General features: G+C 57.6%; 19 protein-coding genes and 1 pseudogene. 10 read left to right on the top strand and 10 right to left on the bottom strand.

Translation table 11 applies throughout. The features are described from left to right. Positions 1–10 precede the first annotated feature (10 nt). From BST95_RS01945 to nirB, 7 genes are all read right to left on the bottom strand, one after another. On the bottom strand, positions 11–451 hold the full coding sequence (locus BST95_RS01945; RefSeq protein ID WP_146004246.1) for a hypothetical protein: 441 nt from the start codon (positions 449–451) through the stop codon (positions 11–13). Between the two features lie 24 nt (positions 452–475). Beyond that, entirely contained in the window at positions 476–754 is a 279-nt protein-coding gene (locus tag BST95_RS01950) for a hypothetical protein (protein ID WP_084197937.1), read from the bottom strand. Continuing rightward, entirely contained in the window at positions 751–1,830 is a 1,080-nt protein-coding gene (locus BST95_RS01955; RefSeq protein ID WP_084197938.1) for an AI-2E family transporter, read from the bottom strand. Before BST95_RS01955 ends, BST95_RS01950 begins: the two co-directional genes overlap by 4 nt. 103 nt (positions 1,831–1,933) lie before the next feature. Beyond that, the gene (locus BST95_RS01960) at positions 1,934–3,892 is read right to left on the bottom strand and encodes a DmsC/YnfH family molybdoenzyme membrane anchor subunit (protein ID WP_084197939.1); all 1,959 of its coding nucleotides are present in this window, start codon (positions 3,890–3,892) and stop codon (positions 1,934–1,936) included. A 2-nt stretch (positions 3,893–3,894) separates the two neighbouring features. Continuing rightward, complete coding sequence (locus tag BST95_RS01965; protein ID WP_084197940.1) at positions 3,895–6,093, bottom strand: molybdopterin oxidoreductase family protein; 2,199 nt, start codon at positions 6,091–6,093, stop codon at positions 3,895–3,897. Between the two features lie 18 nt (positions 6,094–6,111). After that, the gene (gene nirD, locus BST95_RS01970) at positions 6,112–6,441 is read right to left on the bottom strand and encodes a nitrite reductase small subunit NirD (RefSeq protein WP_084197941.1); all 330 of its coding nucleotides are present in this window, start codon (positions 6,439–6,441) and stop codon (positions 6,112–6,114) included. Positions 6,442–6,453: 12 nt separating this feature from the next. After that, a complete protein-coding gene (gene nirB, locus BST95_RS01975) occupies positions 6,454–8,985 on the bottom strand; it encodes a nitrite reductase large subunit NirB (protein ID WP_084197942.1) in 2,532 nt (843 codons plus the stop codon). Positions 8,986–9,332: 347 nt separating this feature from the next. On the opposite strand from nirB, the gene BST95_RS01980 reads away from it, so the two are divergent. From BST95_RS01980 to BST95_RS02025, 10 genes are all read left to right on the top strand, one after another. Beyond that, a complete protein-coding gene (locus BST95_RS01980; protein WP_084197943.1) occupies positions 9,333–10,799 on the top strand; it encodes a NarK family nitrate/nitrite MFS transporter in 1,467 nt (488 codons plus the stop codon). Positions 10,800–10,808: 9 nt separating this feature from the next. After that, positions 10,809–12,566, top strand: a complete 1,758-nt coding sequence (locus BST95_RS01985) for a bifunctional protein-serine/threonine kinase/phosphatase (RefSeq protein WP_084197944.1) — start codon at positions 10,809–10,811, stop codon at positions 12,564–12,566. A 25-nt stretch (positions 12,567–12,591) separates the two neighbouring features. Further along, on the top strand, positions 12,592–13,035 hold the full coding sequence (locus BST95_RS01990) for a GFA family protein (RefSeq protein ID WP_084197945.1): 444 nt from the start codon (positions 12,592–12,594) through the stop codon (positions 13,033–13,035). A gap of 267 nt (positions 13,036–13,302) precedes the next feature. Next, positions 13,303–14,538, top strand: coding sequence for an alginate export family protein (locus tag BST95_RS01995; RefSeq protein ID WP_084197946.1), 1,236 nt, complete (start codon positions 13,303–13,305; stop codon positions 14,536–14,538). Between the two features lie 88 nt (positions 14,539–14,626). Next, positions 14,627–15,211 carry an ANTAR domain-containing response regulator gene (locus BST95_RS02000; RefSeq protein ID WP_229801833.1) on the top strand — a complete coding sequence of 195 codons (585 nt, stop codon included), beginning with the start codon at positions 14,627–14,629 and terminating at the stop codon, positions 15,209–15,211. Beyond that, positions 15,208–16,389 carry a CmpA/NrtA family ABC transporter substrate-binding protein gene (locus tag BST95_RS02005; RefSeq protein ID WP_084197947.1) on the top strand — a complete coding sequence of 394 codons (1,182 nt, stop codon included), beginning with the start codon at positions 15,208–15,210 and terminating at the stop codon, positions 16,387–16,389. The genes BST95_RS02000 and BST95_RS02005 overlap by 4 nt, the downstream gene beginning before the upstream one ends. 336 nt (positions 16,390–16,725) lie before the next feature. Further along, positions 16,726–18,054 carry a CmpA/NrtA family ABC transporter substrate-binding protein gene (locus tag BST95_RS02010; RefSeq protein ID WP_229801854.1) on the top strand — a complete coding sequence of 443 codons (1,329 nt, stop codon included), beginning with the start codon at positions 16,726–16,728 and terminating at the stop codon, positions 18,052–18,054. A gap of 103 nt (positions 18,055–18,157) precedes the next feature. After that, on the top strand, positions 18,158–19,102 hold the full coding sequence (locus BST95_RS02015; RefSeq protein WP_229801857.1) for an ABC transporter permease: 945 nt from the start codon (positions 18,158–18,160) through the stop codon (positions 19,100–19,102). 18 nt (positions 19,103–19,120) lie between these two features. Next, positions 19,121–20,008: an ABC transporter ATP-binding protein gene (locus BST95_RS02020; RefSeq protein WP_373295108.1), complete on the top strand. Its 888-nt coding sequence runs from the start codon at positions 19,121–19,123 to the stop codon at positions 20,006–20,008. A gap of 40 nt (positions 20,009–20,048) precedes the next feature. Further along, on the top strand, positions 20,049–20,291 hold the full coding sequence (locus BST95_RS02025; RefSeq protein ID WP_084197951.1) for a hypothetical protein: 243 nt from the start codon (positions 20,049–20,051) through the stop codon (positions 20,289–20,291). 88 nt (positions 20,292–20,379) lie between these two features. Here the strand turns inward: BST95_RS02025 and BST95_RS21265 are convergent. The 3 genes and pseudogenes from BST95_RS21265 to BST95_RS02035 form a co-directional block, all read right to left on the bottom strand. Further along, a pseudogene (locus BST95_RS21265) lies at positions 20,380–20,903 on the bottom strand (hypothetical protein). Further along, positions 20,891–21,451, bottom strand: coding sequence for a nucleoside phosphorylase-I family protein (locus BST95_RS20830; protein ID WP_276205910.1), 561 nt, complete (start codon positions 21,449–21,451; stop codon positions 20,891–20,893). Before BST95_RS20830 ends, BST95_RS21265 begins: the two are co-directional and overlap by 13 nt. 3 nt (positions 21,452–21,454) lie before the next feature. Continuing rightward, the gene (locus tag BST95_RS02035; protein WP_084197952.1) at positions 21,455–23,614 is read right to left on the bottom strand and encodes a TonB-dependent receptor; all 2,160 of its coding nucleotides are present in this window, start codon (positions 23,612–23,614) and stop codon (positions 21,455–21,457) included. Between the last annotated feature and the right edge of the window lie 133 nt (positions 23,615–23,747).

Below are 23,747 nucleotides of genomic sequence, written 5' to 3' on the forward strand. Positions count from 1 at the left end.
GCTACGGCGCTTACTTGTTTTTGCCCAGCGCTGAAAGCAGGAAGCGCACTGCGCCCGTAGCGCGGTGGACATTTTCGCCCATCCGCGTCACCTCACTGGCGACATGCTCCAGTTTTTCCTTCACTTCCTCAACATCGTGATTCACCTGCTGATACGCCATCTCGCGTATCTCACGGGCTAAGGCTTCCTCGCGCTCCGAGGGCCCGGCCCGTTTGCTTAAATGCATGAGCAGTGCCACACCGACCGCATTGATTGCGGCCATTGCCAGGGCAGCTCCCGCCGGGCTTAGCACCTCTTCAAAGGCGAGAAAGCCCGCAAGGTTGAGCATGCCCAGGGCGAGCAGGAATAGCACCAACGCAAAGCCAAGATAGGAGGAGCGCGCCAGCAGGCGTCGCGCCTGTACATCTTTGACAGCGAGCTCAGCCCGGGCCAGTAGTTGCAGTTTAAACATGTTATCTGCCATCTTTATTGTCGCTCATTTACTTAAACGCCCCACCAGAACCCCAAGGCCCAGTAGCAGCAAAATAGTGGAAGGTTTTGTGTCTCGAAGGTCGTGGTCAAGGCCTTCCAGCCAGCCGCCAAACTGTTCGCGCGCACGCTGCATCAGCGTCTCCGGATCCATGTCTTCAAGCCAGGCCTGCAAATCTTCTTCAACTTCCTGGGCGGGGTCTGGCCTCGGCGGCGGTGACGGCTGGTTTTCCATCTCAATCAACTCGCGCTGCAATGCCAGTAGTTCATCAATGCGCTCGGTCATGGCGACTCCACTTCTTGTAGATCGGATACCGGGCTGGCCGGCCAATTGGATAAAAGTATGCCAAACCAGGCACTCCCGGGGTGTTGCAAGGCGAGAAACTTAATCACCATGGTCAAAGGCACAGACAGCAACATGCCCACTGCACCGAACATATACCCCCAGAACACCAACGATACAAAGACGGCCAGTGTCGACAGCCCGACCGCCTGGCCCATCCAGCGCGGCTCGATGACGTTACCGACCAACATATTCACCGCCACATAAAGCGCAATCATGGAACCGGAGATCAACAGACTACCCTCCAGCAGCGACAACAGCACCGGAGGCACGGCGGCGATAATCGACCCGACATTGGGAATAAAGTTGAGTAAGAACGCCAGAAACCCCCAGAGGGCCGCAAAGGGCGCCTCCAACAACACCAGGCCAGCCCAGACGACTGTGCCGGTGACCGCACTGACCAGAGCCTTAGTACGCATATAGTTGTTCATCGACAACAGCAACTCGGTGGCGGGCTGAATATAGTCCTTGTCACCGCCGCGAGACATGGCCTGCATCTTCGCGGGCAGATTGACAGCGTCGGCGAGAATAAAAATGACCGTGAACAGAATCAACACAAAGTTGCCCAGCACGTCGCCGAGGCCGCCGAGAAAACTGCCGAAATAGGTCATTGCGGCGGCCGGGTCGAGCGCCCGCTGCACACCTTCACGACTCACATTGAGTCCCCATCCTTCGAGCCTGGCACCCCAGAGATTGACCAGTTCCGTGAATTGCTTTTCATAACCCGGCATTGCCTTGGAAAAATCCTCGGCAGTAGAACCAATCAGGGAGAAAACGGCCAGCAGTATGGCAAATGCACCAATGCCCACCAGAATGGCCGCCAGGCCACGGGGAATGCCACGCTTTTGTAGTGCTCTCAGTGGCGCTGCACAAATCACCGCCAGAAAGATCGCCAGCAGAAAGGGCTCCAGCAAATGGGCTGCGTGACGAGCCCCGGCGAGGATGATGACAATAGAGGCGAACACCAGCAGCGAATCGCGGATACTGCTGCCACCAAACTCGGTTTCTGTTTCTAACATCCCTGCGCCCAATTGATCTATGCCATGAAAATAGCACAAGCCGAGCGACTGTGTTGCCTAACTATGAGCCAGCCCCATCATCGCGACAGGGCTGCGCGCGTCACTAGTGGGCGTGGGGTGCAACGCCCACCTGCGGCATATCAGCCAGGCCGATGTCCCGGGCATGATCCTCAAACGCCTTGTTCTTCCAGAAGAAAGCGCCAGGCATGGTGGTCGGTATCACAAGAATGTAAAACAGCGCACGACCCACCAGGGCAACCAGAATGGCCATCAGCGCCATCGCGACCAGCACCGGCAGCGCTGCTGCCATGTCCAGCCACAGCGGTGCGCTCACAAGGCCAACCGCGGCGAGCCCGAGCAGCGCGTTGCGCGCCATCCAGGTGTAACCGAACGTGGTGCGCTGTACATAGTGCGAGACGCCCCCCTCGTGGTCAGCGGCAAACATCTGCCGGGCATGCACCCACAGCCCGAGACCTTCGATGATAAGGCCGACGCCCATGGCTACCGCACAGAATTCCAACGCTGCGCTAGCGGGGCCAGCAAAGACCACAGCAACAGCGCCCAGTACCAGCGCGCCCAGATAGGCGCTGGCACCAACAAACGCCGTGGCAGTCTGGCCGTGATTCCAGAACGGCCGCGCCTTGATGAGATAACAGCGCATCATGTAATAAAGCCCCACAGCCGCTCCCGCCATGGCGAACCAGCCACTTACCGCGGTAGCCGTACCCAGCACGGGCTGCATGTTGGCAAGTGCCGGCAGTGTTTCGATCAGCCATGACGACTGCCCCATCAGGGCCAGCCAGTGCAGTCCGGCAAAGGCCAGAAACGCCGCTATTCCCGCGCCCTCTCGCGCCATGGGTGAATGACGCAAGTTGTTAAAGCCACGGTAAAAACGCAACGGCTTGCCAAGGTGAGTGGTCGACATGAGCAAGCCAAATGCAGCCAACGCTGCCGCCAAAAACGCAGCTGTTGCCGTGATGGCACTACCCGCAGCGCCCTGCAAAAATGACACACCGGCTAAAGCACCGACAAAGCTCAACACGAACAAGCCAATCCCAGCCTGGGACGCCAGGGTAAACAGCACCAGGGGGTTTTCCCGGCTATAGAGGCGGCCGAGGTTCCAGTGCCTGGCCGTACCGGCTTTCTGATCGACCGCCGGCCGGTAATGACCCGCCTTGTCGTCCCGGCGGTACTTAACGGGCATCGAATCCGTGCGCGTCACCTCCCGCGGCATGGACTTGGTCTGCTGGAAACGAATATTGGGGTGGGTAATTTCCGGATCCGGGAAGCCGGGTATACGTGTATCGATCTGCTGGCGATTTTCCGGGGTATTCTCGACTACACCAAAATTAAGTGCATTGCCGAGGCACGCAGAGACGCAGGCAGGCTTGAGACCCACCTCAAGCCGGTCGACGCACATGTTGCACTTCTCCACCTGTCCCGCCACCGGGTCGAGCTGCGGCGCATTGTAGGGACAGACCCAGGTGCAATAGCCACAGCCAAAGCAGATATCCGGATCCTGAATGACCGCACCGTATTCCTCGTGCTTGGTATAAGCCCGGGTAGGACAGCCCTTCAGACAGACCGGGTCGTCGCAATGGTTACAGGCCATGGAAATATTCATTCGCGTGTAATTGGGGAAGGTTCCCCCTTCCACATAACCCACACTGCGGAAGCTCAGATGGGGCGGCAGATCATTTTTTTCCGAGCAGGCCGACTCACAGGCGTGACAACCAATACAGTTATCGGCGGTGAAATGAAACGCATGCTGCTTGTTGCGATTCGGGTTAATCCCCACCTCGCTAACACCATTGATATTAAGCGATACCGCCTCATCAACCAGGTCGATCAGGGCGATTCTGTCACCGTAGCGATTGTGCTCCTGAGTCTCAGGGTCCTTTAGCAAGGCGTACTCAGGCTCGTTCTCGCGCAACGGAAACAGTGACTTGGACGGGCGGGCAGCGTCGATAGGATCGAATTGCTGTACAAGCCCCGCTGCGCCAAGCAGGCTCGGCGATGTCTTAGGTTTCCCGCTGGGAATTGAAGTCTCTTCTTTGGTCATTATCAAAACGCCCGCAGTTCGCGATTGAGTCGAGCTGCTTCCAGTTGATCCACTTTTTCAATACGCACCGCCGCCTGTTTGAACGCAGGCTGACGGGAATGTGGGTCGAGCAATCCCAGTGACACGCGATTGACGCAGTCGTGAAAGTGAAACGGCACGAATACCATGTTGTACGGCACCCGCTGGGTCAGTTGCACCATGACCACCGCATCACCGCGACGAGACACCAGGCGCACATAGTCCATATGCTCTACGCCGAGTTCGGCCGCAGCATCAGGATTCATCTCCATGTAAGCGGTAGGGCTGTATTTGTTGCAGTTGCCCACCTTGCCGGTACGGGTACGGGTGTGAAAATGCTCAACCACCCGCCCGGAGTTCAGCCAGAATGGAAAGTCCTGGTCGGGCTTCTCATTGTTATCCTTCCACTCCATGGCGAGCAGCTTGGCCTTGCCGTCAGGGAATTGGAACACGCCATCGGTATACAGCCGTGGGCTACCAGTTTCTTCTCCTTCGCGCATCGGCCACTGGATGCCCCGTTGGGCGAGGATCTTGTCGTGGTCCATGCCCGAAATATCCAGCATCCGCTCACGACCATTCGGACCCTTGCCCACCGAAAGCGCCTTCATTTCTTCGAACACATCGCTGGCCTTGTCCGGGAAGTTCATGGCATCAGCCTGATCCCAACGCTTGGCCAATGCATTGAATATCCACAGGTCTGGCTTGGAATTGGCCAGTGGCGGCGTTACCGGTGTGACTCGATTGACGCGCCGCTCAGTGTTGGTAAAGCACCCATCCTTCTCTGCCCAGACACTGGCCGGGAAGAAGGCATGGGCGTACTGGGTGGCCTCAACGTCCACGTAGGAATCCTGCACGACCAGATACTCGAGCTTTTCCAGGGTTTTACGGATCCGGCCGGTGTTGGGCATCGAGGTCATGGGATTCGTGGCAATCAACCAGAGTGCCTTGATTTGTCCAGACTCAATGGCGGGGAAGATATCGGTCATAAACAGACCGCGCTGCTTGGGGAAGAACTCTGGATCCACGTTCCAGAACTTGCCAATCTCATCGCGGTGCTGCTCGTTTTCCAGCACCCGATAACCCGGCAGCCCGGAGCAGGAAGACCACTCACGCGTGCCCATGGCGTTACACTGACCGGTAATCGACAGCGAAGTGCCACCCGGTTTGCCGATGTTGCCCGTAATCAGATTGAGATTGTTAATAGCGCAGACACCGTCAGAGCCGTGGGTGCTCTGGTTAATACCCATGGTCCAGATACTCATCGCCGCGCCGGCTTTTGCATACAGGCGCGCTACATTGCGAATAGTGTCTTCATCGATGCCGGTAATGCGCGCGGCGGTCGTAGGATCGTAGCGCTGCACCAATTCGAAAAATTCTTCCCGGCCATTGGTGTGAGCGGCGATGTAGTCTTCGTCCGCCAACCCCTCGTTGAGGATGACATGCGCCAGGCTGTTGAGTAAGACCAGATCAGTACCCGGGGTGATGGGCAGGTGAATGTCGGCAAACTGGGCAAACATGGTGACACGCGGGTCAACCACAATGATCGGAAACTTGCGTTTTTCCAGCGCCTCTTTCAATCGCCAGTATATAACCGGATGCTGTTCAGGCAGATTCGAACCGAAAGCCAGCAGACAATCGGTATGCGAGAAATCATCGTAACACCCGGGCGGACCGTCACTGCCAAAGGAGCGCTTGTAGCCTGACACCGCAGACGCCATGCACAGCGTGGTATTGCCGTCATAGTTGTTGGTGCCGATCACACCGCGAGCGAGCTTGCCCAGGGTATAGAATTCCTCAGTGAGAATCTGGCCGGTAGACACGATAGCCACGGCATCGCGTCCGTACTTGGCCTGGATGCGCTTGAATTCAGCTGCGGTCGTATCCAGCGCATCGCCCCAAGAAGAGGTCTCCCAGGGCTGCTGAATACTCGAGCGCAGTAATGGCTCGGTGCCACGCCCCTCGGCGTTCAGAATACCCGCCTCGGTAATGCCCTTAATACAGAGCTTGCCCTGATTTACGGGCGCATCGGCGACCCCGCGGGTGGTGACCGCTGTGCCCTGAGCATCGAGTCCGACCTCGATGGCGCAACCTGTGGAGCAATACCCGCAAGTTGCGTACTTCCACTCCACAACTCCTTTGTCGCGGAGAATAATCGGGTTCTTTTTCTTACGTCCAAACAGCATTTTGTATTACCTCTGTGCTCAGCTGGCGAGCATGACCCGATCACCATCGACACGCACAGGCCAGGTCTTTAGGCTGGCGTCTTCTTCCAGACACTGTCCGGAGTCCAGGCAAAAATGTTGTTTGTAGACAGGCGAGGCGACCACCGTCTTGTCGCCAAGATTGCCGACAATGCCGCGCGACATTACGTTGGCACCGCTGCAGGGGTCATAGTTGGCGACGGCGAAGAACGCGTCGTTGCCCGAGCGGGTAATTCTGAAAATAGCCACCTGCTCGCCCTCATGCAGGGCCGCACGGCCACTGTTTGGGAGAATGTCATTCACGTTGCAGATATCAGTCCAGTTAGTCATGTTACTTCTCCTTCAGGATGCCGTTGCCAGCACATCAGCCGGATCGCATTTTTCTTCGGTGGTGGCCGGGCGAATCTGCTCGCGCTCGCGCACGAATACCACGTTGTCGTCAGTCGCATCTGAATTCACAAAGTGATTGAAGCGCCCCACCTTCTCGGGGTCTTCAATGGTGGTCTTCCACTCACACTGGTAGGTGCCCACTACCGCAGCCATCTGCTGCTCCAGCTCTTCGGCAATGCCGAGGCTGTCTTCAATAATGACTTTCTGCAGGTATTCGAGGCCCCCCTCCATGTTTTCCATCCACACGGATGTGCGCTGCAGCCGATCCGCCGTGCGCACATAAAACATAAAGAATCGATCGATGTAGCGAATCAGGGTTGCGTCGTCGAGGTCTGTCGCAAACAGGTCGGCGTGACGTGGCTTCATCCCGCCGTTGCCGCAAACGTACAGGTTCCAGCCTTTTTCAGTCGCAATGACACCGACATCCTTACACTGTGCTTCCGCGCACTCACGCGTACAGCCAGACACCGCCATTTTCAGTTTGTGGGGTGAGCGCAGGCCCTTGTAACGATTTTCCAGATCAATCGCCATACCCACGGAATCCTGCACACCGTAGCGACACCAGGTTGAGCCGACGCAGGACTTCACCGTACGCAGTGATTTGCCATAGGCGTGGCCAGTTTCAAAGCCGGCGTCGATCAACTCACCCCAGATCGCCGGCAGCTGTTCCATACGGGCGCCAAACAGGTCTACGCGTTGGCCGCCCGTGATCTTGGTGTAAAGGTCGTATTTCTTGGCAACCTCGCCCAGCACAATCAGTTTGTCCGGGGTAATTTCGCCACCCGGCACACGCGGCACGACGGAGTAAGTGCCGTCCTTTTGCATGTTGGCGAGGAACCGGTCGTTAGTGTCCTGCAGGCCCTGGTGTTCCTTCTCCAGCACGTAGTCGTTCCAGCAGGTTGCGAGAATCGACGCGACCGCCGGCTTACAAATGTCACAGCCCTGGCCTTTACCGTGCTTGGTCAGCAGCTCATCGAAGCTACGGATGTTCTCGACCCGAATAAGGCTGTAGAGATCCTGGCGTGTGTAGGCAAAGTGCTCACAAATATCCGTGTTCACTTCGTAGCCAAGGTTCTCCAGCTCCGCGTTCATGACCTGGGTGACAAGCGCCGTACAACCGCCGCAGCCAGTCGCAGCGGTGGTGTCTGCTTTCAAATCCCCCATGGTGCAACAACCGCCTGCAACCGCCGCTACCAGATCGCCTTTACTCACGTTATTACACGAACAGATCGTTGCAGTGTCAGGCAGAGCGTCGACGCCAAGCGTCGAGGCAGCGCCGTCGACGCTGGGGAGTATCATCGCATCGGGTTGGTCAGGCAGCTCAATCTTGTTGAGCGCGAACTGCAGCAGGTTACCGTATTCTTCGGCATCGCCCACGAGCACCGCACCCAGCAGATGCTTCTGGTCCGCTGACACCACAATTTTTTTATACACCTGCTCTACTTCGTTGATGTAGGTGTAGTTGAGCGCCCCTTCGGTGTTGCCGTGAGCATCACCGACCGAGGCGACATCCACGCCCATCAGCTTGAGCTTGGTCGACATATCCGCGCCATTGAATTCGGTATCGCCGGTGCCGCACAAGTGCTCAGCCGCCACCTGCGCCATGGTATTACCCGGAGCGATCAGACCATAGATACGGCCATTCCAGAGGGCGTTCTCGCCCACGGCGTAAACGTCCTCATCGGAGGTCTGGCAGAAGTTGTTGATCACAATACCCCCGCGCTCGCCAATCGCGAGTCCACTGGAACGGGCCAACTCGTCCTGGGGTCGAATGCCGGCTGAAAACACGATCAGATCCGTATTGAGCTCTGAGTCATCCGCGAAGCACATCTTGTGCACGGCACCGTCTCCGTCGGTAATCTGCTGGGTATTCTTGCTGGTGTGTACCGAAACACCCAGTTCTTCAATCTTGCGCTTCAGCAACGCACCGCCGCCGTCGTCGACCTGCACCGCCATTAATCGGGGCGCGAACTCCACCACGTGGGTTTGCAGGCCAAGATCGTGGAGCGCCTTGGCGGCCTCCAGACCCAGCAAACCGCCGCCAACCACGGTCCCTACCCTGGCGCTCTTGGAAGCCTCGGTAATGGCCTCGAGATCCTCAATCGTGCGATAGACAAAGCAGTTATCGCGGTCGTGGCCCGGCACTGGCGGCACAAAGGGGAACGAGCCCGTCGCCAGCACCAGTTTGTCGTAGGCCACTGTCAGCCCTTTCTCTGAAGTGACGGTCTTGGCGGCGAGATCAACCGCGATGACCTTATCACCCACGTGGCAGGTAATACCGTGTTGCTCGTAGAAACCGGGCACAACCATGTTGAGCGGCTCGGCGCTACGCTCTTCGAACCAGCCGGTCAGGTGGACCCGGTCATAGGCCACCCGGGGTTCCTCGCCAAATACGGTGATGTCCCACGCGCCCGCGTCGACCACCTGTTCTACCAGCCGATGCCCCACGGGCCCGTTACCTACTACTACCAGTCGTTGTGTCATGTTGACCTACCTGTTATTACAGCGTGTGTATGTGTCTACAGGACGGCCGGGAGAGGCCACGCTTCTTGCGAGGGAGAGCGGAGGGCGCACCAAAAACGTGCAAATAGGCGGTGCATGCGCACCTTTTCCGCGCATCCACCGTTGGAGCAAATTCCTGATTTTGGTGCGTGAATTTCCCGGAATGCCCAGAAACCGTGCGGTTTGAGGGTCTGGTGTTGGAAAATCCACACGTTTGGCATAGTCATTGCAAAACCCATGCCTACTCGGCCTAACGGCGGGTCGAGCCGCAACAAACTTTCCTCGATGTTTTTTCGACTATCCTTTTGCGCTATCAAGGAGGCTATGCCATGAGCAGCCCCGTCAAAGTCCTGGACTTTGCCAACCCCTCGATCCGAACCCTGCACCTGACCTGGGTCGCATTCTTTATCACTTTTGTTGTGTGGTTCAGCCACGCACCGCTGATGGCTCATATCAAAGAAGCCTTCGACCTGACCAATGCTCAGGTCAAAGCGCTGCTCATGCTCAATGTGGCCCTGACCATTCCCGCGCGGATTGTGGTCGGCATGTTGGTGGACAGGTACGGCCCACGCACCGTGTTCAGCGTGCTGCTCATTGCGTCTTCATTCTTCTGCTGGGGCTTTGCATTTGCCGACAGCTACGAAACCCTGGCGCTGTTTCGCTTCCTCGGCGGCTTCGTGGGCGCAGGTTTTGTGATTGGTATCCGCATGGTGAGCGAGTGGTTCCCCGCACGGCAGGTAGGAATGGCCCAGGGCATTTACGGCGGATGGGGTAACTTTGGCTCCGCCGCCGCAGCCATGTCACTCCCCACGGTGGCCCTCCTGATAGGCGGAGACGATGGCTGGCGTTATGCCATCGCCATGGCTGGCCTGCTGGCGTTCTGTTACGGGATCTTCTATTTCATCAAGGCCCGCAATACGCCCAAGGGTTCCACCTACTTCAAGCCCAAGCGCACCGGCGGCCTGGAAGTAAGCTCGTATCGCGACCTGTACTTTTACATCGGCATGACCATACCCCTGTACCTGGCACTGGCACTGCTGACCTGGCGTCTGTCGCCCACCAACCTGGCCCTGCTGACCGAAACCGCGGTGGTCTCCATCTACGTTATCCTGATTGCCCTGTTCATATTTCAGGTCAGCCAGATCTGGAAGGTGAACAAGGACCACTTGCGTACCGGCGTACCGGAAATTGAACAGTACAAGTTCAAACAGGTCGCGGCGCTGGACTGGGCGTACTTCGTCACCTTCGGCTCAGAGCTGGCGGTGGTGTCGATGTTGCCGCTGTTCTTTATGGAGACCTTTGAACTGGACGCAGTCAAAGCGGGTTTGCTAGCCTCAGGCTTTGCGTTCATGAACCTGGTAGCGCGACCTTCAGGCGGTTATTTCTCTGATCGATTCGGGCGTAAACGCTCCCTCTCTTTTCTGATTGCCGGCCTGGCGGTGGGCTACCTCATCATGGCCCAGGTGGATGCAACCTGGCTCATTCCACTGGCAGTGATCGCCACTATGTGCTGCTCCTTTTTTGTTCAGGCGGGCGAGGGGGCAGTGTTCGCCATGGTGCCTCTGATTAAACGCCGCATGACAGGACAGATTGCCGGCATGGCAGGTGCGTTTGGCAATGTCGGCGCGGTAACCTATCTGACCATACTATCGTTCGTCGACGCATCGACCTTCTTCACGATCATCGCCGCCAGTGCAGCGGTGTGCTTTGTCATCGTACAATTCATCGACGAACCGGCGGGACAAATGCAGGAAGTCCTGCCAGACGGTACCGTGCAATTGATCGACGTGGCCTAAAGGGATGGAATGACAGCGCCCGATACGAACCAGGTAGAGCACCTGAATGGTAATCTGACCCTCTCGGTGGGCCAGTATTCCGTGGCCGGGCGCAAGCCGGAAAATGAGGATGCCATCGGCATTCGCATTCCGGAGGGCAACCTGCTCACCACCAAGGGCGCTGTCGCTATTATCGCTGATGGTGTCAGCGCCGCAGAGGCGGGCAAGGAAGCCAGCCAGACGTCGGTGACGAATTTCCTGACCGATTATTTTTCCACCCCCGAGTCCTGGAGTGTCAAAAAGTCAGCCCAGCAGGTTCTGACCGCCCTCAACCGCTGGTTATACAGCCGCGGCAGGGGCTTTGCTGACAGTACCCGCGGCTACGTCACCACTTTCAGCGCACTCGTATTGAAGTCGCAGCAAGCGCACTTGTTTCACGCCGGCGACAGTCGAATTTATCGGCTGCGCGATGGCACCCTGGAGCAGATAACCGATGACCACAGTACCAGGGTGTCGGAAAAACAGAGCTACCTGAGCCGCGCCCTGGGCCTGGATGTCCACCTGGAAATGGATTATCGCAGCCTCAGCATTGTGCCGGGGGACCTGTTCCTGCTTAGCACAGATGGCATTCACGATATTCTTGGCCGCGATCGCATGCAGTACATGCTGCAGTCGCTGCCGAGTGACCTCAGCCACGCATGCCAGGCCCTGGCCGAAGCGGCGTTTGAAGCTGGCAGCACCGACAACCTGAGCTGTCAGCTAATGCGCGTCGACCAACTGCCGGCGGCAGATATCAACGACGTGGTCAAGCGACTGACCGAACTGCGGTTTCCACCGTTTCTTGAAGAGGGGATGATACTCGACGGGCTGCGCATCATCCGCGAGATGCACGCCAGCAATCGCAGCCAGGTGTATCACGTCGAAGATGTCGATTCCGGCGAGCAGTTCTGCATGAAGACACCCTCGGTCAATTTCGAGGACGATGCTGCCTACATTGAACGCTTCGTGATGGAAAGCTGGATTGGCAGCCGCATCAACAGCCCGTATGTCGTGAGAGTGGCGGAGCCGCCCCGGCCCAAATCCTGTCTCTATTACCTGACCGAGTACGTACCAAGTATTACGCTAGCGAGGTGGATGCTCGAGCACCCGCGCCCCGCTGTCGAAGAAGCGGTTTACCTGATCGACCAGATTGCCAAGGGTATTCGTGCCTTCCATCGTCGAGAAACCCTTCACCAGGATATAAAACCAGACAACATCCTCATCGATCGGCATGGCCAGATAAAAATTATCGACTTTGGCTCCTGCCACGCCGCAGGCATTAGCGAGATCAACACGCCCATTCAGCGCGATATAGCCCTGGGCACACAGAGCTACGCTGCACCGGAATACACTGTGGCCCGAAAGCCAAATTACCAGGCGGACCTGTTCTCCCTCGCCGTCATCAGCTACGAAATGCTCACCTCCGAGTTGCCCTTCAACGGCAAGCTCGAGCACTGCAAAAGCCAGCGCGACTTTCTGAACACCCGCTATAGCGAAAGCTACCGGATCAACCCCCTGGTTCCCCACTGGATCGACGGCGCCCTGCGCAAAGGCCTGCGCTTCCAGCCAGAGCGCCGCCATGGCGATGTCATGGAATTCGCCTACGAGCTAAAACATCCCAATCCCCAATACCTGGAATACCGCCAGCGACCGCTGCTGGAACGCGATCCTGTCAAAGCCTGGAAGGTCATTGCAGCTATACTTGCCCTGACGCAACTCGCTACACTGTTGGCGTGGTTGAACGGATAACCTTAATAACAACAACGGGATCAGCATGACCTACAACTGTCAGTGCCCTTGTGGTGCTACCCGCCTGACGGTGCAAGGCAAACCCATTTCAAGATTCATCTGCCACTGCACAATATGTCAGCAAAAGTACGAGGCGCCTTTCGCCGACGTCACGCTGTTCAAGTTAAGTGCCGTTGAGCCCCCGGCGGACGATGCAATAGTGTTCGGCAAATACAAGCGCTTTGGTGCAGTGGAGCGCGGCTTTTGCGCCAGCTGTGACAAGCCCATACTCGCCAGGACCGGGAGTAGCCAAAAGGATTTTGCGTTTATCGGGACGCGCAACTACCTGCAGCCAGAACAATTGCCGCCCGCCGAGATGCACGTGTTTTACGGTACGCGCGTGGCTGACGTCGATGATGACCTGCCCAAATACAGCAACGGCATCAGCAGTCGCTATGCCTTCATCAAGCGGCTGTTGAAAGCTGGCTGACACGCCACAGGCTGGAGTGGATTTTTTAGTTTAAGCTCACAAGACCGCGGCCAAATCGGTGCAGGAGATGCACCAAGAGCGCACACTTGACGTAGTGAGATTGCCGAGAACCCAGCATTTACAAGGGTTTGAGTCAGGTTGGCCCGATGCTTGCTTTGTCACAGCCGTTCCAACAATTTGACTTTATCTGGCAATGAAGCCTGTGCGCACAACGGGAGTAATCCCGCTGCGGCGCACAGGCTTTCGTCGTTTTTAAGGAGTAGAAACATGGCAGTATCTTTTCACAGGCGTAGTATCCTGGCGGCCGCCGTTGTCGGTGCAATGACCACCCCGGCATATGCACAAGAGGCAGGATCCGCGTCACTTACCGATATGTTTACTGAAGGCAAGGCGTCGTTTAACTTCCGCTACCGCTACGAATTCGTCGACCAGGACGGCTTCAGCAAAGACGCCAAGGCCTCAACCCTGCGCTCGCGGCTGACCTTTGCCTCTGCACAATATAAAGGCTTGTCCTTCCTGACCGAGTTTGACGATGTTACCGCTATTGGCAGCGACAATTACAACTCAACGGCCAACGGCAATACCGAATACCCAGTGGTGGCAGACCCTGAAGGCACCGAGGTAAACCAGGTATGGGCTAAATACGCCAGCGGCGGGGCGTCAGGCACCTACGGTCGGCAACGCATTCTCCACGGCAGCCAGCGCTTTATCGGCGGCGTAGCCTGGCGCCAGAACGAGCAGACCTACGACGGCTTCCGCGCCATGTACAAGAACGATGCGCTGACCCTCGACTATGCCTATGTGTATAACATCAACCGGCTCTTCGGCCCCGACGACGGACCGGTCCAGCCAGCCAATCATCACGGCGAAAACCACTTTGCACGCGGCGATTGGAAAATCGGCGACGGCCACACGCTGACAGGTTTCTACTACGGCATTGATATCGATTTTGACGAGGACTACGCAGCCGGCAAAACTGTCGGTAATTCCTCGGACACCTACGGGGTGGAGTATGCGGGCAGCTTTGGCCCGGTTGGGCTGAAAGCGGCCTGGGCAACCCAGTCTGACGCCGGTGACAGCCCGCTGGACTATGACGCCGACTACTACATGGTGGAAGGCGCCTTTGGATTCAGCGGCCTCAAGGCCACCGCAGGCTATGAGGTATTGGGCGGCGACAACGGCGTCGGCTTCAAAACGCCTTACGCGACCCTGCACAAATTCCAGGGCTGGGCCGACTTGTTCCTGATCACTCCCGGCGACGGGATCGAAGATATCTACGTCAGCCTTGCGGGCAAAATTGGCCCGGTGAAGGTGGCCGGCACCTACCACGACTTCAGCGCCGAGGATTCCTCTGCAGACTACGGCTCCGAAATCGACCTGGTGGGCACCTATGTATTGAACAAGAATTGGAACTTCCAGCTCAAGTACGCGAGCTTCTCGTCTGATTCAGATGCATATGCCGATACCGATAAGGTCTGGATGACGGTAAACTTCAAGATTTGATCCTGGAGATACCGGCGCCGGCGAGCAATGTCTCGCCGGCGCCTGCCTGCCCTTGTCCACACACCATCCATCAGGTGCCGTACTCAGAGTGATCCTCGTCGACGACGACCGCTCCCGCGCCACCAGCGTAGAAAGCAAACTGAGAGACGTCGGCTTCGATGTGCTCTCCGTCATTCCTACAGCATCGGGCCTGTTGTACCAGATGGCACAACAGGAACCCGATGTGGTTATTATTGCCCTCGATTCACCCGACCGGGATGTCCTCGAGTCACTCAGCATTGCCTCCAGTCACAACCCAAGACCCGTAGTCATGTTCTCCGAGTCCGGCGACCAGGGTTTTATTACTGACGCCATCCGTGCCGGCGTCACCGCATACCAGGCACAGGATATCAGTGCCGAGCGAGTGCGCGCGGCCATCGATATCGCCGTGGCCCAGTTTTCGGCGTTCAACAACCTGCGCGAGGAACTCGACGAGACACGGCGCCAGTTAGAAGAACGCAAACTGGTGGAAAAGGCCAAAGGTTTGTTGATGTCGGTACACAAGGTGGATGAGGAAGAGGCTTTCTCTACATTACGCAAGCTCGCCATGGACAAAAATCGCACCCTGGGCGAAGTCGCCAAGGAAGTGATTGATATCCTCGAGCGCAACCCGATAAAAGGACAAAGCCGATGAGCGATGTACAACGCCTGTCACCGGCGGAGAAACAACACCTCAGTCTGGGCTTCCTCAAGCTGACCGACAGCGCGCCGCTCATCATGGCGCAGGAACTGGGCTATTACGAAAAGTACGGACTGAGCGTCGACCTGCAGCGCGAAGTCTCATGGGCCAACGTGCGCGATAAGCTGGTAGCCGGCGTACTGGACGCTGCGCAGATGCTGTCACCGCTGCCACTGGCCACGTCACTGGGCGTGGGCGGAATGCGCGCAGAGGTGATCACCGGCCTCGCCCTGAGCCTGAATGGCAATGCCATTACCGTCGGCCAACGCCTGGCTAATGAGATCGTCGAGCACGGCGGCGACCCAGCGGCAGGTGCCTGCAGCACCGCCACCGCATTCAAGCACTACCTCGATGCGGGCGACCGGCAGATTACCCTGGCATCGGCGCACACTTTCTCCTGTCATACCCTGCTGCTCCGCAACTGGCTGCGCGCCGGCGGGATCGACCCGGAACGCGATGTGCACATTATTGTCCTGCCACCGGAGCAAATGGTCGACAGCCTCGCCCGGGGCATTATTGATGGCTTTTGTGTGGGCGAGCCCTGGAACAGCATGGCCGTGCAGTATGGTATCGGCGCTGTCCAGGCGACTGGCTACCAGATCTGGAATAACGGCGTGGAGAAGGTGCTCGGCGTCACCGAGAGCTGGCATCAGAACCATCCCGGGACCCATTTACGGCTGCGCCTGGCCCTGATGGAAACCTGTGCATGGTTGGCTCACCCGTTTAACCGTGAGCAGACGGTATCGCTACTGTCTGAACCGCAATACCTGGACCTGGCGCCGGAGGTGCTGCGACCGGCCCTGACCGGCCAGTTCGCCTTCAGCAAAGGTGAGGCCGAGGTAGACCTGCCGCACTTCCATGTGTTCGGGCGATTTCAGGCGGGCTTTCCCTGGCGCTCGGATGGCGAGTGGTTGCTCAACCAGGTGGGCGAACTCATGGGCAAGACGCTGCCACCGGAAGATGTGAAAGCCCTGGTCCAGCGCACGTTCCGCACGGATCTTTACCGCGAAGCCGCACGCCACCTGTCACTGCCCTGCCCCAGCCAGGACTACAAACCCATAGGCGAGCACAGCGAAGCCTGGGAAATAGAACCAGGCATCGAGCTCGGGCCCGACCTGATGCTCGCCTGTTGAGCGCCCGAAAATAGCGCCCTGGCGTGCCACATTGGTGCGCCAGCGACTTTCCAGCCCACCCCCCCACGCCTGCATTCACCCGCCTAATCTCCCTAAACCTCTGAATCTATTGAGGTTATATAAAGTTGGCGCGGCTTTTGTAATCCCTACCCAAGCAACACCATGACATCGCGAACCTCTCCTTGAGCATCGACGCTCTCCCTCCCTGGCTTGACCGCCGGTGCGTGAGGGGAGCGTTTGCATGTTTTCGTTTTTACACACAAGGGGTACCCGATGATTCGCAAAGCAATCTTCTCCATGACGCGCCGCCGCTTTGGCGCGCTCGCCCTGGGCTCTATGCTCAGCGCTGCATTACCCTTTTCCGCATCCGCCGAACTGGGCGAGCCGGAGAAGGATGAGCTGAAGTTCGGCTTTATCAAACTCACTGACATGGCACCGCTGGCGGTCGCCTACGAAAATGGTTACTTCGAAGACGAAGGCCTGTATGTCACCCTCGAGGCGCAGGCCAACTGGAAAGTGCTGCTGGACGGCGTCATCGACGGCCAGCTCGACGGCGCCCACATGCTGGCCGGCCAGCCCCTGGCGGCGACCATTGGCTTCGGCACCAAGGCACACATCGTGACGCCTTTTTCCATGGACCTGAACGGCAATGGCATTACCGTCTCCAACGCGGTGTGGAAGGAGATGAAAAAGAATATTCCGCACGAAAACGGTAAACCCGTACACCCGATCAAAGCCGACTACCTGAAACCGGTTGTCGAAAGCTATATCGACGAGGGCAAGCCCTTTAATATGGGCATGGTATTCCCGGTCTCCACGCATAACTACGAGCTACGCTACTGGCTGGCCGCTGGCGGCATCCACCCCGGCTATTATGCACCCCACAAGGGCGACATCTCCGGCCAGATCGACGCCGAGGCGCTGCTGTCAGTCACACCCCCACCGCAAATGCCCGCCACTCTGGAAGCAGGCACAATCTACGGCTATTGCGTGGGTGAGCCCTGGAACCAGCAGGCGGTGTTCAAAGGTATTGGCGTACCGGTCATCACCGACTACGAGATCTGGAAGAACAACCCCGAGAAAGTATTCGGCCTGAACAAGGAATTCACCGAGAAGTATCCCAACACCTCCGTGCGTATCGTCAAAGCACTGTTGCGCGCCGCCAAGTGGCTGGACGAAAACGACAACGCCAATCGGCCTGAAGCAGTGGAGATTCTGTCCCGCTCCGAGTACGTGGGCGCAGACTACGACGTGATCGCCAACTCCATGACCGGCACCTTTGAGTACGAGAAGGGCGACAAGCGCGAAATCCCCGATTTCAACGTGTTTTTCCGCTACAACGCGACCTACCCCTATTACTCCGACGCCATCTGGTACCTCACCCAGATGCGCCGCTGGGGTCAGATATCCGAGCCCAAGTCTGACGACTGGTACTTTGATGTCGCCAAAAGCGTCTACCGTCCGGACATCTACCAGGCCGCCGCCGAGGCGCTTATCGAGGAAGGCGAAATGGACGCTGCAGAGTTTCCTGCCTTCGCCACCGAGACTGGCTTCAAACCGGCCCAGACTGATTTTATCGACGGCAAAGTCTACGACGGCTCCAAGCCCAATGCTTATCTGGAGCAGTTCCCGATCGGCCTGAAAGGCACCGACGTCATCCAGTAAATAACGACCGCCCCCGGACACGGGGGCGGCATCACTCGCAAGTTACAGGACACACAGCATGTCAGAAGCAGCAGCCCTACAACCCGACAACAGGTTCCAACAGATGTTGTCGCGGCTCAGTTCCCGGTCTTTTATCGAAGGCCTGGTACTACCCGCGGTCGGTATCGTGATTTTCCTGCTGGTCTGGCAATTCTCGGCCAATCGTATCGACACCTCCCTGGGCCAATTTCCCGGTCCGGTGCAGGTATGGGAACAAATTCAGAACCTTGGTACGGAGCACGCTCGCGAGCGCGACAAGGAAGCCGCTTTCTACCAGCGCCAGGATGAGCGCAACGCCAAGAAACTGGCCAAGGATCCGGACGCTACCATCAAGATTCGCCAGTACACTGGCAAGCCAACTTTCATCGACCAGATTGTTACCAGCCTGGTGACCGTAGCCGCCGGTTTTATTATCGCCAATATGATCGCGATTCCCCTGGGCATCGTGTGCGGGCTATCCGCCAGCATGTACAAGGCCATGAATCCCATCATCCAGATTTTCAAACCCGTATCGCCACTGGCGTGGCTGCCACTGGTCACCATGGTGGTGTCGGCCACCTACGTCGCCGAAGACCCTATGCTGGAAAAATCGTTTCTCAACTCCGCAATCACCGTCGCCTTGTGTTGTCTGTGGCCAACGCTGATCAACACCACTGTGGGCGTTGCCAGTATCGATAAGGACCTGGTCAACGTGAGCCGCGTCATGGCTTTGTCGCCCATGGTGCATGTGCGCAAGATCGTTGTACCTGCCGCTATTCCGATGATTTTCACCGGCCTGCGCCTGTCACTGGCCACCGGCTGGATGGTGCTGATCGCCGCCGAGATGCTGGCCCAGAACCCCGGCCTTGGAAAGTTCGTTTGGGACGAATTCCAGAACGGCAGCTCCAATTCACTCGGCCGCATTATGGTCGCCGTGCTGGCGATCGGCCTGATCGGATTTCTCCTCGACCGTCTGATGCTGACCCTGCAGAAAAAGGTGAGCTGGGACAAAAACGCAGTATTGCGCTAAGGAACAAAGACCATGGCTATGAAGTATCTCGACATTACCGGCGTTGGCATCGAGTTCGATACCAACGGCACCAAGTTCCGCGCGCTGCAGAACGTTGATTTAAAAATGGACAAGGGTGAGTTTGTCTCTCTCATCGGACACTCAGGCTGCGGCAAATCTACCGTGCTCAATATTGTCGCCGGACTGTACAACGCCACCGAGGGCGGCGTTGTCCTCGAAGGCAAGGAAGTCGTCGAGCCCGGCCCCGACCGCGCCGTCGTTTTCCAGAACCACTCGCTTATGCCGTGGCTGACGGTATATGAGAACGTCGAACTGGCAGTCAACCAGGTCTTTCGTAAAACGAAATCCAAGGCCGAGCGCAAGGAATGGATCGAGCACAACCTGAAACTGGTGAACATGGATCACGCCCTGCACAAACTCCCGGGCGAAATTTCCGGCGGCATGAAGCAGCGCGTCGGCATTGCCCGCTGCCTGGCAATGCAACCCAAAGTACTGCTGATGGACGAGCCTTTCGGCGCCCTGGATGCACTGACCCGGGCCCACTTACAGGATTCGCTAATGGCCATCCAGGCTGAGCTGGGCAATACCGTTATCATGATTACCCACGATGTCGATGAAGCGGTGCTGCTGTCTGATCGAATCGTCATGATGACCAATGGCCCGGCGGCCACCATCGGTGAAATTCTCGACGTTAACCTGCCCCGGCCACGGGATCGACTGGCACTTGCAGAGGATCCGGAGTTCGTCCACTTACGCCAGCAGGTGCTTGAGTTCCTCTACGCCAAGCACACCAATCCTGCCGCGCAAGCCGAGGAAAAAGCGGCAACTACCGTCGCCAGCGACCCCATAGTGCTCGAGCGCAGCACCGACCAGCCGCCCAGCGAGGCCAAGACCGCCGCGGCCTGAGCCCACGCATGCCAACGTCGACTACACCTACACCGACGACGTGTCCGTCAAGGAAGACAACGTCACCGAGCACTTCCTGTTCGACGGCAGCACCGTGTCCTTAGGCGCTCTGCCTGCCTACGGTCTGATTAACGCACGCCTGGGCCTGGAATCGCAAAGCGGTGACTGGCAGGCCGCCGTCTGGGGCATAAACCTGACGGACGATGAATTCCTGTACTCTTCCGCCAGCGAATTCTCGGTACTATCTCCCAGATCGCCAATATGCCGCGCACTTAGGGCGTAGACCTGCGCTACAACTTTTAAGCGCAATCGCGAGCGACACTACCAAAAAGGGCGGCCCATGGCCGCCCTTTTTTGTGCTGACTACCAGCTCAGGGACTGGGGATAGTGTCCTCATACCTGTCCCAGTTCTTGACCAGCTCCTGAACCACGGCATTGCCCACCAGGTAGGCATTTTCAAGCGCTGCGTCCAGGCCCGCATAGCTGTCGTGCTGCTCTTCCAGCAGGTTCTGGGCGGCCGTTTTTCCGGGGGCTGCATGGTGTAGTTAGACGCTGTGCGCAATACCATAACCCGATTCTTATCGACCTTGCCCGCATTGTGCAGATAAGTCAGCGACTGATAAGTGCCGGTATCCTCCATCGCGGAGCTGACAAAATTACCCTCACCTTCAGTCCAGTAATCCACCCACTCATTGGCCCAGTCATTAAGTACCTCACCGTGCCAGAAGGTCATGGCGGCCAGCTGATCGCCCTTCAATACAAACGGTTTGCGCTGGCCCACAGGGTGATTGACATACAGTTTGCGCGTGGCTTCCAGCGTTGGGTGGTCGGGCAAATCCATGTCCACGGTGAACTCATACGCCCACTGCACCAGACTGTTATTCAGCTCAAACATCTCACCCAGACTATAGCTGAGGCGCTCCGGATCGCCGGGCCCTGACTGAACAGCGGGAAGTAACCATGCTCCCACTCATCGGGTTTTTCACGGGCATCGATCTCATGCGCGAGGTCACCATCAACGAGGAACCTCGCCCAGGCCACAGACCCCAGCGAGGCATCCGCCGGATCAAATCCGGAAATGCCTGCGACCAGCCAGTAGGCCTTACTGAGATCAAAGCGCTCGTCCATACCCAGCGCCATAACACTGGCCGCGGCATTCGCTGTACCCATGCCTGTGACAATGCCCATGACGCCAGAGTCTTCGTTGAAGTGAATATCGTGGTGCATGTGCGGAGCGGGATACACCTTGTCCAGCGGGACCCGCTCGTTCCAGCGCTGAAATTCACCGGCCTTGTCGCCGCTGTCCTCACCGCTTTCAAACATGGTGACCACCACCACCTTTACGGGCACCGGCTGCTGAGTATCCACATCGACACTCACGGTACAGCCGGCGAAGAGCCCGGCTGCGGATAGCAGCAGGGCTTTGGGAAGTATCATATTCATAACTTAGAACTCAGAGGAGACCGATACACCGAATACCTGGGGTTCGTTGGTGAAACCGGTCAGGTTGTTGAAGTCGATGGCACCCATGACATTCTCTTCATCGGTGATATTGCGACCGAATACGGCCACTTCCAGGCCGCGATCGACACGGCGCCAACCCGCCCGGAAGCCGCCTTCATACTGGCCATTGGTCTGGAATTCCTTGGCGTCGTACAGGAAGATATTGGTGTCGCCCTGGTAGGACCAGTCGGTAAACACAAACAGCTCGGAAGCGTCGCTGATGGGGTAGCTGTAGCTCGCGGTCACGTTAAACGTGGTTTCCGGTGCATTGGGGAACGGGTTGCCATCAATGAACACAAAGCCGTTCTCATCCACAGGGTTGGTCACGGTGCAGCGGCCGCTGCCACAGGCGCCGACACGCAGCCCGCTGTCCTCGATTTCAGTGTCTGCATAGCCCACACCGAAGGTCATCACGAAGTTGTCGGTCAGCAACCACTCCACATCCATTTCCAGGCCCATACCGGTACCTGTGTCGGCATTAATCAGCTGGATGTTGTTGCTGGTACCGCCCACAGCGGTGAACTGAATATCTTCTACTTCGTAGTAGAACAACGCCGCGTTGAAGCGCATGGTGTCGTCGAAGAACTGAGACTTGTAACCGAACTCAAAGGAGGTGATGGTCTCGGAATCGGCGACCGAAGGAGCGCCACCAAAGGCCACATCGCGGCCCTGAATCGTGGGGGCACGGAAACCGGTGCCGACCTTGGCCCAGAACAGCGAGCGCTCGTCTGCCGCGTATGACAGCGCGAGATCTCCGCTGATCTGGTCGTCAGATACATTCTCGGAATAACCCGGCGCGGTGAAATCTTTCTCGTCGTCCGTCCAGCGCAGGCCCGCGGTCAGGGTCCAGGCATCGGTAAAGGCATAGTCACCCTGGCCGAATACCGCCCAGGTCGTGTTCTCGTGCTTAACAGTGGTCGCGGGGATAAAGAACGGGTTGGTTTCCACTTCGAGTTCCGAGTCGAAGTAGAAGGCACCCACCTGCCAGTTGAAGCGATCGCCATACTCACTGGCAAGACGGAATTCCTGGGTCAGCTGATCCGTATCCGCAGAGTCCGCGGTCTGGGAGGGGAACGGAATAAAGCCCGGCCCCATCTCCGGCAGGAATACTGCACCAAAGCCACCGTCGATATCGCCCAGTGAATAGCCATCAGCCTCGTCATAGGCAGTGATAGAGGTCAGCGTCATGCCGCCGATATCCCAGTCGATCTTCAGGTTGTAACCGGTGCTCTCATATTCCTGGGGGTTGTTGTCACCCTCATCGAAGTAGACGGTTTCGCGATCGTAGTTCTCGTTGAGACTATTGCTGCCCGGGTCAAACACGTTGGCCCGGAAAATGGCCGAGGTGCCATCGAGGTCGCGGTAGTGCGCGCCCAACAGGAAAGTGAGTGAATCAGTGGCATCCCACTGCAGGAAAGCCTTGGCGGCGTTTTCTTCGAAGCCACCCAGGGCATCGCTTTCACCCGTGTAGTCGTTGTCGATGTAGTCATCGCGGTTCTGTACCAGCACCGCCACCCGGCCAGCCAGGTTGTCCGTCAGGCCGCCGCCGACGGCACCTTCCACATTAATGGTACCCAGCGAACCCGCGTCGACCTTCACCCGGCCTTCAAACTCCTGAGTGGGCTTATAGGAATCAAATTTGACGATACCGGCGGTCGTGTTGCGACCGAACAGCGAGCCCTGGGGACCGCGCAGCACTTCAACGCGCTCGATATCAAACAGCGGAAAGCTTTTCAGAACCACGTTCTCTTTAACCACTTCATCCATGATGATGGACACTGGCTGGGAGGCCGCGAGATCGAAATCGATGTTGCCCAGTCCGCGAATGTAGAAGCGCGGGGCAACACGGCCGTTGGACGATTCGGCGTACAGGCCCGGCACTCGAGCGGACAGGGCACGAATGTCTGCACCACCTTCAAACATGGAGGTAAAGCGCTCCCCGGATAAAGTGGCAATCGAGAGCGGTACATCGAGAATACCCTGCTCGCGCTTCTGCGCGGTAACCACCACTTCTTCAAGTTGCGCCATGGCGGGCGCGCTGGTGCCGATCACAGCGGCAACGGCAGCCGCAATAGCCATTCTGGGGGCATTGGTGCGAGTCATGGAATTCTCCCTACTGTGCTTGGATAGCTTCTTTTGTCAGCGACACCGCTCCAGCGGCTGTCGTCGTGTGCTCAATGCAAACTTTACGCCTATTCTTTGCACAGACCACAGCTCATTCCCAATCTGCGGCAAA

The organism is Halioglobus japonicus, assembly GCF_001983995.1.
Classification (GTDB): domain Bacteria; phylum Pseudomonadota; class Gammaproteobacteria; order Pseudomonadales; family Halieaceae; genus Halioglobus; species Halioglobus japonicus.